At 32.5% G+C, this 13,485-nt stretch carries 14 protein-coding genes; 5 read left to right on the forward strand and 9 right to left on the reverse strand.

What is annotated here, in order from left to right; genetic code table 11:
* Window positions 1-73: 73 nt before the first annotated feature.
* From AC3WQX_RS08625 to AC3WQX_RS08635, 3 genes are read right to left on the reverse strand one after another with little or no spacing between them, the layout of a single operon-like run.
* Window positions 74-970 carry a sensor histidine kinase gene (locus AC3WQX_RS08625; protein ID WP_037550651.1) on the reverse strand — a complete coding sequence of 299 codons (897 nt, stop codon included), beginning with the start codon at window positions 968-970 and terminating at the stop codon, window positions 74-76.
* Between the two features lie 5 nt (window positions 971-975).
* Window positions 976-1,641, reverse strand: a complete 666-nt coding sequence (locus AC3WQX_RS08630) for a response regulator transcription factor (protein ID WP_002436233.1) — start codon at window positions 1,639-1,641, stop codon at window positions 976-978.
* A 30-nt stretch (window positions 1,642-1,671) separates the two neighbouring features.
* Entirely contained in the window at window positions 1,672-1,824 is a 153-nt protein-coding gene (locus AC3WQX_RS08635) for a hypothetical protein (protein WP_002436229.1), read from the reverse strand.
* Between the two features lie 326 nt (window positions 1,825-2,150).
* Between AC3WQX_RS08635 and AC3WQX_RS08640 the strand changes: the two genes are divergently transcribed.
* On the forward strand, window positions 2,151-3,635 hold the full coding sequence (locus AC3WQX_RS08640) for an alkaline phosphatase (protein WP_030059210.1): 1,485 nt from the start codon (window positions 2,151-2,153) through the stop codon (window positions 3,633-3,635).
* Between the two features lie 193 nt (window positions 3,636-3,828).
* Here the strand turns inward: AC3WQX_RS08640 and AC3WQX_RS08645 are convergent, their stop codons facing one another.
* Together AC3WQX_RS08645 and AC3WQX_RS08650 are read right to left on the reverse strand one after the other, a co-directional pair.
* Complete coding sequence (locus tag AC3WQX_RS08645) at window positions 3,829-5,370, reverse strand: NAD(P)H-binding protein (RefSeq protein WP_023351027.1); 1,542 nt, start codon at window positions 5,368-5,370, stop codon at window positions 3,829-3,831.
* A gap of 183 nt (window positions 5,371-5,553) precedes the next feature.
* On the reverse strand, window positions 5,554-5,655 hold the full coding sequence (locus AC3WQX_RS08650; RefSeq protein WP_016898541.1) for an SE2200 family small protein: 102 nt from the start codon (window positions 5,653-5,655) through the stop codon (window positions 5,554-5,556).
* 271 nt (window positions 5,656-5,926) lie between these two features.
* Between AC3WQX_RS08650 and AC3WQX_RS08655 the strand changes: the two genes are divergently transcribed.
* On the forward strand, window positions 5,927-6,553 hold the full coding sequence (locus AC3WQX_RS08655; RefSeq protein ID WP_037550654.1) for an FMN-dependent NADH-azoreductase: 627 nt from the start codon (window positions 5,927-5,929) through the stop codon (window positions 6,551-6,553).
* 103 nt (window positions 6,554-6,656) lie between these two features.
* On the opposite strand, the gene AC3WQX_RS08660 is transcribed toward AC3WQX_RS08655, so the two are convergent.
* The 3 genes from AC3WQX_RS08660 to AC3WQX_RS08670 form a co-directional block, all read right to left on the reverse strand.
* Window positions 6,657-7,502 (reverse strand): poly-gamma-glutamate hydrolase family protein, encoded by an 846-nt coding sequence (locus AC3WQX_RS08660; protein ID WP_049427929.1) that lies wholly within the window; start codon window positions 7,500-7,502, stop codon window positions 6,657-6,659.
* Window positions 7,503-7,714: 212 nt separating this feature from the next.
* The gene (locus AC3WQX_RS08665; protein WP_492740061.1) at window positions 7,715-9,052 is read right to left on the reverse strand and encodes a poly-gamma-glutamate hydrolase family protein; all 1,338 of its coding nucleotides are present in this window, start codon (window positions 9,050-9,052) and stop codon (window positions 7,715-7,717) included.
* A gap of 372 nt (window positions 9,053-9,424) precedes the next feature.
* A complete protein-coding gene (locus AC3WQX_RS08670) occupies window positions 9,425-9,880 on the reverse strand; it encodes a MarR family winged helix-turn-helix transcriptional regulator (RefSeq protein ID WP_002436214.1) in 456 nt (151 codons plus the stop codon).
* 172 nt (window positions 9,881-10,052) lie between these two features.
* On the opposite strand from AC3WQX_RS08670, the gene AC3WQX_RS08675 reads away from it, so the two are divergent.
* Entirely contained in the window at window positions 10,053-11,693 is a 1,641-nt protein-coding gene (locus AC3WQX_RS08675; RefSeq protein ID WP_492740062.1) for an alpha-keto acid decarboxylase family protein, read from the forward strand.
* Between the two features lie 109 nt (window positions 11,694-11,802).
* Here AC3WQX_RS08675 and AC3WQX_RS08680 read toward each other — a convergent pair whose 3' ends face one another.
* Window positions 11,803-12,660: an ABC transporter substrate-binding protein gene (locus tag AC3WQX_RS08680; protein ID WP_002454139.1), complete on the reverse strand. Its 858-nt coding sequence runs from the start codon at window positions 12,658-12,660 to the stop codon at window positions 11,803-11,805.
* A gap of 184 nt (window positions 12,661-12,844) precedes the next feature.
* Here AC3WQX_RS08680 and AC3WQX_RS08685 point away from each other — a divergent pair, with 184 nt between their 5' ends.
* Together AC3WQX_RS08685 and AC3WQX_RS08690 are read left to right on the forward strand one after the other, a co-directional pair.
* The gene (locus AC3WQX_RS08685) at window positions 12,845-13,102 is read left to right on the forward strand and encodes a type II toxin-antitoxin system Phd/YefM family antitoxin (protein WP_002436168.1); all 258 of its coding nucleotides are present in this window, start codon (window positions 12,845-12,847) and stop codon (window positions 13,100-13,102) included.
* Complete coding sequence (locus tag AC3WQX_RS08690) at window positions 13,095-13,364, forward strand: Txe/YoeB family addiction module toxin (RefSeq protein WP_002436254.1); 270 nt, start codon at window positions 13,095-13,097, stop codon at window positions 13,362-13,364. The genes AC3WQX_RS08685 and AC3WQX_RS08690 overlap by 8 nt, the downstream gene beginning before the upstream one ends.
* Window positions 13,365-13,485 lie beyond the last annotated feature (121 nt).

Genomic DNA, 13,485 nt, shown 5'->3' on the forward strand with positions numbered 1-13,485 from the left:
AAATAAAAAAGTGCCAACAACATTCATAATTTCTTACAAATATTGTTGGCAAACTTACAATTTTGAAAGTTAGCTAATCTTCGTTGGGAAAATGTATTTTAAATGTCGTACCTTCACCAAGTCCTGAATCTACATCGACCTCATGATTCAAATGATTAGAAATATGCTTAACAATGAACAATCCTATGCCGCTTGATTCTTCATTAAGTCTGCCGTTGTAACCAGAATAGCCTTTATCAAATATTTTAGGAATATCTGCTTTACTAATACCTACACCATTGTCTTTAATGATTAATGTTTGTTTAGCAGAATCAAATTCAATCCAAATGTCTTTTCCACGCGCGTACTTCAAAGCATTATTTAAAATTTGTTCTATCATAATAGACGCCCATTGTGCATCCGTTAAAACAGTTGCTTCACACTTTTCATAGTGTATTTTAGTATGTTGTTCGATAAATTGAATTCGATATTTCATGATTAACGGACGTATTAGTTCATTCACTGTCACTGATGAAATTGTCATATCAGATTCTTCGTTGAGTAATTTTAAATAACTCAATGCTAAGCTTGTATAGTTATCAATTTGAACAATTTCTTGTCTTACGCGATTGACAACATTTTCTTCATTACGTTCGAGTAATAGTTGTGACGCTGTGATAGGTGTCTTAATTTGGTGTACCCATGTTAAAAAGTAACTTTCCACATCATTACGATATTCTACTTGGCGATTTTTTACTTCAGTTAATTCATTTTCCAAATTATCTACCTTCTCTTTAAGATCCTCATTTCTCTTAAATCCAAGGTACTTTACCCACCAATGAATAACAATGATGAGTAATACGATTCCTAACGCAAGACCGAAGGCACTAAATGGTAATGAAAATAAGTAAAATATTAATGCAAATAATAAAAATATACAAAATATAATTGTAATCTCATTTCGAATCGATTTTATAAAAGATAGTAACATAATCATTAAACCCTATATCCGACATTTTTCTTAGTTTCAATAAAATCATCAACGCCTATAGATAATAACTTCTTGCGTAATCTAGTCATATTAACTGCTAAGGTATTGTCATCAATAAAGTTTTCAGATTCCCAACACTTTTCAATTAATGCTGTACGACTCACGTATTTTCCTTCATTTTGGAATAACATTTTCAAAATTTGAAGTTCTGTTAATGACAATTGAACAGCGTCATCATCCTTTACGAGTTTCGCCTCATCAAGAATCAACTTGCAACCTTTCACATCTAATTCATCATTTGATACGGATAAATCGTATGTACGGCGAAGTAACGCTTGTATCTTCGCTACTGTTAGCGATAAATTGAACGGTTTCTCAATAAAGTCATCGCCACCCATTTGAATAGCCATAATTTGATCCATATTATCGGTTCTTGAACTAATAAACATGATAGGAACATTAGATTCTTTGCGCATTTCTTGGCACCAATGAAATCCATTGAGTGTAGGTAAATTGATATCTAACAATACTAGTTGTGGTTCTGTTTCACGAAAATCTTCCATAATTTGATCAAAGTTTTCAACAACATTCACTTCATAATTCCATTTTGAAAGTTCATTAGCCAAGCTCTCAGCAATAACTAAATCATCTTCGACTATGAGAATCTTCATAACTGTTCACCTTTCAACGACATACTTTAACTATTTGTTCTCTTCTGAATCATAAACTTTATTTTTATCTTTTTCAATTTGGTCTTTTTGATCTTGAGCTTTTTTACTTCTTCTTCTTTCTTCAAAAATACCTAAAGCTATAAATCCAATAATCAATATTGGAGATAACATAACAAGTATCATTATTTCACCTTCTTTGAGGTTGTTTCGTCCTCATCGTTTTATAATAAAATTTCTATTTATCACTATTTTACATGTTTGTATCTAAAAAATACATTTTTAAATAAACACGATTCATACAATTTTTTGTCCTAAAATATTGAATGAAAAAAGGTAATCTCTGTATCTTTTAGTATAATAACTCAATTTAATTTTAAGCAATTAGAATTTAAATTCTTTTCAAATTTATATACATTTACAATTCATTTACTTAAAAATTACTTTTAATCAAAGTTCATACCCTATACTTAAAAATGCAATACATAACTTATTTAGGGGGCACATTAATTATGAGTTTCATTAATAAATTTGGTAAAACAACGATAGCAAGTTCTATTGTAGCTGCATCTGTAATAGGTGCTTCAAATGTATCACATGCTTCAGGAAGTGGTGCGGGTCCAGGTGAAAATGCTCAAGGACAGCAAGGACAAGATGATGCAGTAGCATTTGGTAATACTAAGAATCCTAAAAATGTTATTTTCATGGTTGGCGATGGCATGGGCCCATCTTTCAATACAGCATATCGTTATTATAAAAATCAACCTGGCGCTAAAAAAATGAATGCAACTGCATTTGATAAATACCTTAAAGGTACAAATCGTACATATCCTAATGATCCAAAAGAAAACGTAACAGATTCAGCTGCGGGCGGAACTGCTTTCGCGACTGGTCATAAAACATACAATGGCGCAATCAGCGTTGATAATAATAAAAAGGCATTAAAATCTGTTTTAGAACAAGCTAAAGAGCAAGGTAAATCAACTGGTTTAGTTACAACGGCTGAACTTACTGATGCAACTCCTGCTGTTTACGCATCACATGTTGACTCTCGTGATAAAAAAGATGAAATTGCTCAACAATTTTATAATGATAAAATTAACGGTCAACATAAAGTAGACGTTCTCCTAGGTGGCGGTTCTAAATACTTCGGTAAAGAAAATGGCAACCTTGATAAAAAATTCAAAAAAGACGGTTATGATTTAGTAAGTAATAAAACACAACTTCTTAATTCTCAAAGTGACAAAGTATTAGGAACTTTCTCTGAGAAAGATATGCCTCTTCAAATTGATGCACCATCTAAAAATCCTTTACTCGTAGATATGGAACAAAGTGCATTAAGTAAATTAGATAAGAACAATAAAGGCTTCTTCTTAATGGTTGAAGGTGCTTCTATAGATAAAGCTGCACATCCAAATGATGTTACTGGTGTAATGTCAGAAATGGGAGGCTTTGAAAAAGCATTCCAAAACTCTATCGACTATGCGAAAACACATAAAGATACTTTAGTTGTGGCAACAGCTGACCATTCAACTGGTGGTATGACGATTGCTAAAGGTAAAGATTACAAATGGAATCCAGAAGCTATTCATAAAATGAAACATTCTGGTATGTATATGACTAAAGAAATTGCTGCAGGAAAAGACCCTGAAAAAGTCATCAACGAAGGTTACGGCATTGACTTCCCTAGCAAACAAATGGATAAAGTGAAACAAGCTGCCAAAGATTTACGCAAACTTCAAAAAGAAGGTAAAGATGATAAAGATCCTAAAGTAGCAGAAGCTACTACAAAATTACAAAATGCCATCCAAGAACCAATTAATGATGCGTCCCACACTGGATGGACTACAAACGGTCATACTGGTGAAGATGTGAATACTTACGCTTACGGTCCAGGATCTAGCAAGTTTAAAGGCAACATGGAAAACACTAAGAGTGCTCAAAACATCTTCGACTTTTTCAAAAATGATGTAACATCTAATCAAAATCAACAATAATTCAGATATTTAATGATAAAGACGACTTGGTATATGCCAGGTCGTCTTTTTTAATGAAAAACCAGTTAGAACATCTTAGTGTCCTAACTGGTTGATATGCTTATTAATCTAAGTTTGCTTTATATTTTTTCATTACGCTATTTAGATCATTTTCATCTGGATAGAAGTACAATAAGTTGTCATTACCAACTATTTATAATTCTGCGTTTGACATACTTTCTTTTTTCATTTGATTGCGCTTAATTAAAGCAAACGCTCCTGCTCCTCCTGCCACTAATGCAACTGCTACTGAAACACCAATAATAATATTTCTTGTCATATCTTGCTCACCTAATCCTTTCTTTTGTTTTGATAATTTTGCCATTCTATTCTTAAATATGTTCATTACCGTTTTATGGGCTTTCGCTTGTGTTAATTTATAAACGACCCATGGTAATGTTGGTTCATATTCTTGAAGGGCAATAATCCCTTCATTTGTATTTCTCAATCTGCGAAATTCGAAACGTGCATTTCCTCCATTATCCGCATGTGCTAAATCGCCACCGACAATGCGATAAACTGCCATTTCTTCACTTGAGTCATGTTCATCTTTTTTCATTTTCAAAATAAATTTATTAATAAATGGTACATTCATATTGAATTCATGTTCATTAATCGTACCTTTCACTAAGTGCAATGTAATATTATTTATGAAACGAGCATATTCCGTTGTCACATCTTTAATACTATATCCATCAGGAATTTCAAATCGTGTGATGGCGCGCACATCTTTAATTTCTTCTTTCTTAGATTTAGAGTGACTAGAACTTTGTTTCGCCTTCTTCTTTTTCTCTTCTTTCTCTTCGTCTAAAGCACGTTTCACACTATCTTCAAATGTAATATTTCCTAATGACAATTTAGGTACGATGCGTTTATCATGCGGTACCATATCATGAATTAAACTATTCATTAACGGATAAACCATTTCTTTCGGTACACTTGAAATCAATTGAACCCAATAACGACTTACAATTATCGGTATAATGGGCAAGTCAAGCATAGGTAATGGTTTGTCTAATACTTTAGCTGTTCGCTGAATCAACTCTTTATAATTCATTGTCTCAGGCCCACTAATATCGATAGATTCATTTTCAGATGGAGAGCGTTCAACAAGTGCTGCTAACCCATCTATGACATCTTCTATCGCTACTGGTGCTATCATGTTATATGCCCAACTAGGTAATACCATAGCTGGTAAACGTTCAACTAAACGCTTAAGTATCGGATAAGAACTTCCCTTCGCACCAATAATTAATCCAGCGCGTAATGTACTAACCGGAATACCATAATCACCAAGAATCTTTTCACATTCAAGACGACTTCTTAAATGAGCTGATAAATGATTGTCATCTGGAATCAAACCACTCATAAAGACAATATGTTTAACACCCTGCTTTTTCGCTGCACGTGCGAAGTTATCTGCAAGCAGTGCATCCATATCTTCAAAGTTAGCTTGTGTTAACTTTGCTGATGGCATCATTGAATGGACGAGATAAATGGCTGTATCGATCCCTTCCATTACTTCAGTAATTTCATCTAAATCAAATAAATCTGCAGATTTCCAAGTAACATTCTCCTCATTCTGTTTGTTACTCGTATTTCTAGAAATCGCGATGATTTCATGTTGATCTTTTAATTTATCTTTAAGGTGACCACCGATATATCCCGAGGCCCCAGTTAATAAAATTTTAGACATCTTTCCACCCCTCTTAACTATTGTGGATTCTTGATGCTTTTGAAAATGAAAGCCCCCTACTTCAATAAGTTGATATTCATTTCCTATATCAATATATATACCCGAAATTTACAAAAAAAGACAAAATCCAAATGGATTTTGTCTTTTATCTTCAATATAATCACTTACTTTGATAAGTAAATTTTAGTATTCGATATTTGGTGCTTGGTTAACATGGTTTTGGTATTTTTTAAAACCATAATAAGCTGCGCCAGCTAATGCTAAAATAACTGCTAATTTTTTCATCTGTTACACTCCTTTCTAGGATGCTTAATATGAACATGTAAGCTGTTCAAATCTTTAATACTATTATACACTTTTTAAAGTTAATTTTAAAAACTTCAAATTCAGATAATATTAATTTCATGAAAATAAATTGTGTACTTGTAGAAATAGGCACATATAAAATTATTTTATAGTCCATTAGGATGATTTTTAATTTAACATATTGTGAAATCTCCCTGACTAAGTATAATTATTATATCAACTATACAACATTTTTAAGGAGAACTAAAAAATGGCAAAATTATTATACATTACAGCTCATCCACTCGATGAACTCGTTTCAAATTCTATGGCAGCTGGCAAAGCTTTCATCGACGCTTATCAAGATAATCACTCAGGAGATGAAGTTAAACACATCGACTTATTTACTGAAGATATTCCTCATATTGATAAAGATGTATTAATTGGTTGGGGAAAAGCTGCAAAAGGCGAAGAACTTACTTCTGAAGAAAGTAAAAAAGTTACTCGTTTAGGAGCCATTCTTGATGAATTTTTAGAAGCTGATAAATACGTATTTGTTAGCCCAATGTGGAACTTATCATTCCCACCTGTTTTAAAAGCTTATATCGATGCAATTACAGTAGCAGGTAAAACATTTAAATACACTTCAGAAGGACCTCAAGGTTTACTCACTGATAAAAAGGTACTTCACATTCGATCTAGAGGCGGATACTATAGCGAAGGACCGACTGCAGAAATTGAATCTGGAGACCGATATTTAAGAAACATTATGACATTCCTAGGTGTACCTTCATACGAAACTGTTATTATTGAAGGTCATAACGCTGAACCTGAAAAGGCTGAAGAAATCAAATTAGCCGGCGTTGAAGAAGCAAAAGAACTAGCTAAAACTTTCTAAAATATATTAGCGAAAAATCTCAGAAAAGCATTTGCGATTCTGAGATTTTTTATTTTCTACTATTTTAATTTTTGCATTTAATATTCTTTCATATAGCCACACTTTATCTATCTTTTCCTGATTCATCAACTTGTTGTACGGCTTTATCAATGGCATCTGAAAAACGATACATCGCCGGTGACCAATTACTTCTATTATTTCTAGATTTCGCAGATAGTTTTTCATTCACAAATAAAGATTTTCTTAAAGCTGTCGTTAATTCAAGTTGCACACCTTTCCCTTTGATATCTTCATTAATGAAATTTTCTTTTAAGTCTCCACCTAAATAAGTTGGTGCGATTTTAACAACAAAATGATGTTTAACTAATTGTTTTTTAATTGCTTCTTTTAAAGGTGTATCTAATCCTCCAAGATAAATGACAGGTTTATCCCCTTTAGCACCATGTATGGAAACTGCATAATCTTTAGATTTAACCATATTTAATAATGTAGGATCATTATAATGACTTGAAGTGACATGCAAATCTTCAGCATGTTTTTTTCTTAAAACGGTAAATGAAAAATAATCATAGTGATTATCGTTAGCTATTAATTTAGTTAACTCTGTGGTACCCGCTTCAATGTTTCCTCCGTGAGGCGCAATAATTAATACATGACTTCCTACTTTTTTAACTTCTTTCTTCCAATCCACATTCCGTTTTGTATGCTTAAATAAATCAGTCATAGATTTAAAACGGTCTTTATGATGTACATCTTCTTGTGCTGATTCTGAAGGCTCAAGATTGACAGTGGATGCCTGTCCCTTATCTTCTCCTTGACCTACAATCAGTGGTACATGATGCAACTTTGAGTGATGCGTTGCAGAATTCTTATGTTCATGTGTTATAGCACAGGCGCTAGTGATTCCTATAATTAAAATGACTAAGCAAATAAGTATTGATAATTTCATTTTACTTGAGGTACTTATTGATATTCTCTTTTTCAAAATCAAACATTTCCCTTCTTACCATTTATAAAAGAAGTATTTCAAATCAATTTATTAAATTTGAACAATTTCTATTAGTTATAAATATAAAAAATAATAGGGCTATCGAAATCATCCTTTAGCCCTATTATGACAATATTGTTATATAGTTTTTGAATTAATTTACTTCTACAAAATTAATGATTTGGATAAATATTGTTGATACTCGTATATAACGCATCAACAAATGTCTGCATCAGCGGCGTCCAATTACTTTCATTAGAACGATTCTTAGTACTTGTATCACCATTATTGAAGAAAGCTTTTCTGAGTGCAGTTGTTAGCTCAAGTTGAACGCCTGTATTGTTTTCTTCTCTGTTTATAAAGTTATTTTTCTTTACTCCTCCGATATAATCAAGTGGAGCCATCACTGTAAAACCACTACTTTTTAATTGTGTTTCCATTTCATCTCTTAAAGTGGAAGGTGGTCCTCCTAAATAAATAATTTGATCTGTACCAGCTGCACCATGAATAGAAATTGTAGCTGTGCGATTTTGAATCATTTGGTTAAGAGTAGGATCATCATAATGCGTTGAAGTAACGTGTAATTCAGTATTATTTTTAGGTCTTATAGCTTCAAAAGAGAAATAATCATAATTTCCTTTTTTCGCCAAAGCTTTCGTTGCTTCTGTCGTTCCTTGTTCAATGTTTCCTCCATGAGGTGCAACAATAAGTACTTTCGTACCATTATCTCTTGTATCTTTTTTCCAATCTACACCTTCCACCGTTTCACTCTCAAGTTGTGTCATCGATTGATACTTATCTTTTATATGTCCTTCTGGTGCAGTACCAATCATTTCTTGATTATTATCTGTTTGATTAGTGGTAGGCACGGTAGTTGCCGGTGTTGTTGTAGGCTGCTTAGTTGATGTTGATGGCTTTGTCGGTATCGTAGTTGATTTTGTTGCTGAAGTTGTAGACTTCGCTGTTGAAGTTGTAGGTTTAGTCGTTGTCGTAGTTGATTTTTTAGATGTTGATGATGTTCTTGAAGTTTTAGCTGTCGGCTTAGTAGATGTAGATTTTACTGCTGATGTAGATTTTGGTCGAGTAGTAACTGACTTAGTAGTTGTCGTTTTACCCGTAGAAGTTGTGGGTGCTTTGGATACAGTAACTGAAGTTTTACTACTCGTAGCTTGTTTAGTTGGTGCTTTCGTAACTACAGGTTTTATACTCTTAGTCGATTGTTTAGTAGGCACGACTTTCTTAGTAGTTTGAACTTTGCTTGTCTGATGAACTGGCTTAACTACCTTTGTAGATGTTACTATCGGTTTAACTGTAGTTGTTTTAACCCTCGATTGCGTTGATGTACTTTTACCATTAGTCGTTGTTCGATGAGATTGTGAATAACTCGAGTGCGTACTAGCTTGAGCTTGATTACCCATTGCGCCTATAGTGCCTAATCCAATTAAAGCAGTGACTGCTCCCAAAGTCACTTTTCTAAATGAAAATGCACGAGTATGTCCTAATATTTTCATACCATTTCCCCTTAAAAATGAATTAATATAAAACAATAATATACCATTTTCTGTTAAAAGCAATACTTTTTTATTTAGTTGTAGTAAACATTTAAAACATACTTACCTTTTTTATTTCTTACATTATTGAAAGTTAACCTACAAATCATTGAATAACACTTATTACCTAATTAACCTAGAATTAAGTAACTAAACCAAATGAGGAGGAATCGCAATGGTATTAGGTGCTTTAGGGTTAATTGCATTACTTATTTTATTAATCCCAGTAGGTTTTATTGCATTAGTTGTAAGTCTAATTAAAAAGAATAGCCAATAATCATCATTATATATATTTTGAAAACAAAGAAAGCTGAGACCGTCATTCATACAGTCTCAGCTTTTATCAGTTTCCTTTAAATGTTCTACTGTTTTAAATCCTTCACGATAATTCGCTAATTCTTCCATTATGGCATACCAGTCATTACCAACATTTTGCTTGGTCTGATGAAATAAATCATCTTGTGCTTTATTCAACTTATGAATTAACGCATCGCCTTTTTGTGTAGAATATAATTTTTTTACACGACGATCCACTTCAGACGTTTCTTCATAAATCAAACCTTCTTCTTTCAATTTACGTAACGTTCCATGAGAGCCTTGTTTAGATATTTCTAGAGTTAACAATAATTCTTTAATAGTAATGCCTGGTAATTTATTGATGAAAAATAAAAAGCGATGATGTTGACGACTCATACCATATTCTTCAATAATTTCATCTGCCGTTGTAATAAAAGTTTTGTACGCGAAATAAAATAACATGTGTTCATAATCATTTTTATTCATCGACATTTGTGTACTTTCCCTTCTCTTCAATATCGTCATTATAATAAAAATAATTCTATTCGTCATCAATTTCAGATTTTTTCAACTTTTCAATAAAGGTCAAGTTTATTGACTTTAATTATTATAACAGATAATATTTTAGATGTAATATAAATACAATACAAAGGTGGAGTTGAATATGAAACAACGCGTAGGACAATATTTAATGGACGCAGTTTATGCAGCCGGAGTAGATAAAGTCTTTGGTGTTCCCGGGGATTTTAACCTAGCCTTTTTAGACGATATTATTTCACATGAACATATAGAATGGATTGGCAATACGAATGAATTAAACGCGAGTTATGCCACAGATGGTTATGCACGTATCAATGGTTTAGGTGCTATGGTCACTACATTTGGTGTTGGTGAACTTAGTGCAGTAAATGGCATTGCAGGTTCTTATGCCGAACGTGTACCAGTAATAGCTATCACAGGCGCACCAACTCGTGCAGTAGAAGAAGCTGGAAAGTTTGTACACCATTCACTTGGTGAAGGTACATTTGATGATTACAGAAAGATGTTCGAACCTATTACAACTGCTCAAGGTTACATTACTCCTGAAAATGCAACAACTGAAATTCCTAGATTGATCAATGCAGCAATTCAAGAGCGTCGACCAGTTCACTTACACTTACCAATTGATGTTGCATTAGCTGAAATCGAAGTTTCAGAAACATTCCAACCTGAAGACGTGCCTCATCAAGATGTTAAAAAATATATTGATATGATTGAAGATAAATTGAAATCAGCGAACCAACCACTTATTATTGCAGGACATGAAATTAATAGTTTCAACTTGCATAAAGAGTTAGAAGAGATTGTTAATCAAACAAATATTCCAGTCGCTCAATTATCACTAGGTAAAGGTGCCTTTAATGAAGAAAACCCTCATTATATTGGAGTATTTGATGGTGAAATTGCTGAAGATAAGATTAAAGATTATGTGAATAACAGTGACGCGATTTTAAATATCGGTGCGAAATTAACTGACTCAGCAACAGCTGGCTTCTCTTACGAATTCCACATTGATGATGTCGTGATGATTAATCATAAGAACTTCAAGATGAATGATACAGTTGCGAATGACGTTACATTACCTAGCTTAGTACATGGTTTGAAGGATCTTCATTTTGAAAATAAAAACGACTACCCTCAATATGAAAGACCACAAAAGAATAATTATGAACTAAGTGATCAGCCATTAACTCAAGAAACATATTTCAACATGATTCAAGATTTCTTACAATTAGACGATATCTTAATCGCAGAGCAAGGGACATCTTTCTTCGGTGCATATGACTTAGCAATGCATAAAGATAATACATTTATAGGTCAACCACTTTGGGGTTCAATTGGTTATACGTTACCAGCCACATTAGGTACTCAAATTGCTGACCCTCAACGTAGAAATGTCTTACTCATTGGCGATGGTTCATTACAATTAACGGTACAATCATTATCTACAATGATACGTCAAAACTTGAAACCTGTTATCTTTGTTATCAATAATGATGGCTACACTGTTGAGAGAATGATTCATGGTATGAAAGAACCATATAATGATATACGCATGTGGGATTATAAAGCTTTACCTGCAGTATTTGGCGGAGACAATGTCGAAGTACACGATGTTAACACGTCAGAGGAATTAAAGCGTGCATTTGAAAAAATTAATTCAAATAGCGATCGTATGCACTATGTAGAAGTAAAAATGGCAGTGGAAGATGCACCAGTAAAATTAAGTGAAATTGCCAAAGCATTTGCTTCTCAAAATAAATAAATTTCATACTCATTGTAATTGAATGAGACATAACAATGCCCTCCTATCAATGTATTGATAAGAGGGCATTTTCTTTAAGCTTTATTGTTTTGAGCAATTAAACGTTTTATTACTCAGTAAATTGTGTAATGTCTTCTAAAATTTGTTCTGCTGCTACTAAACCACGATGTTTAGCCCATGTTTCACGATTAACTTCATGAACACGATTGTTTTTAACAGCATCTAATTGATTCCATACATCTGACTCTTTAAAGTTATTGAAATCTTTTTGGTTATCTTCATCTACCATAACAATTAAGCGTTCTGGATTAACTTCAGCAACTTTGCTAATAGGTAATTTATGATAATCAGCACCCATATATCCAGGTAAATCATTTTCATTTTCTTTAGAAATACCAGCTTTAAAACCTACATCTTCTAATAATTGACCAACATAAGATTTAGAAGCATGAATGATTAAATCTTGATCAGTAACAACGCCAGCGATTGTAGCAACATCTTTATCTATACGTACTTTAGAACTTAAATCTTTAATTTCTTTTTCATGATTATCTAAAATTGTTTTACCTTCATCTTGTTTAGAAACAACTTTCGCAATATAATCGAATGATTCTTTGTTTTGTTTATAGTCTGCATCAAAACTTTTAACTAATACTGTAGGTGCAATTGAATTTAAATCTTCAAAGATAGATTTATGTCTATCCTCATCTGCGAAAATCACTTGTGGCTCAGCATTTTTAATGTCATCAACACTAGGTGTTTGACGATGGCCAACTGATTGATAACTACCTACATTTTTACGAGTTTCACTGTCTAAATTGTCTACATTGTTATCATCTGCAATACCAGTTACATTTACGTCTAATTTCACTAATGCTTCTACAAATGAATACTCTAAAGCAACTGCAGATTCAACTGTATCAGGAACTTCAACTGTGCCAACATTTTGTTTAATTTCTTTAGTCATGCGAAACATTCCTCCAAAAATTAATGATTAGTTCTATTAAGTGCTTTTGTAAATGGTTACATATGATGTATGTCCGAATTTATCATTTTTAAACATCAATATGATTTATAGACAAAAAATATTGATGACAACAGAGCGGACGCATTGTACAATAAATTGTACAATGTTTAAAGGAGCTGTTAATATGCCTTCAGTTAATTATTCAAACGCTAGACAGAATTTCAAAGAACTTATTACTAAAGTGAACGAGGATAGTGTGGCTTACACTATTACGACAAAGGAAAATGAAAATGCAGTGATTTTAGCTGAAAAGGATTATAATGCGATGTTGGAAACGATGTACCTTCAATCCAATCTCGCTAATGTGTCTCACTTAAATCAATCAATTATGGAATTGAATCATAACCAAACAATTACAATAGAGATTGATGATAATGAGTAAGTTTAGTGTAACTTTTACAGCTCAAGCATTTAAAGATTATCAATATTGGCAACAACACAATCAAAATTATTTTAAAAAAGTGAATGCTTTACTTAAAAGTATTGCAAGAGATGGTTGTGTCGATGGTATTGGAAAACCAGAAGCATTAAAAGGAAACTACGAAGGCTATTTCAGTAGAAGAGTTTCAATAGAACACCGATTAATATACAAAATTAAGGATGATTCAATATTCGTAGTGTCTTGCAGATTTCATTATCAATAAAGTAACCGTTTCGCGTGAAACAGTTACATAATTAAAATTACTTTGAACAATATAACCCTTAGTTACTATTATTTAGTCATTTACTTTAATAATTAAAATGTATATATTTAAAGTAAATCAT

Source organism: Staphylococcus sp. FW104-15G4D (assembly GCF_058790135.1).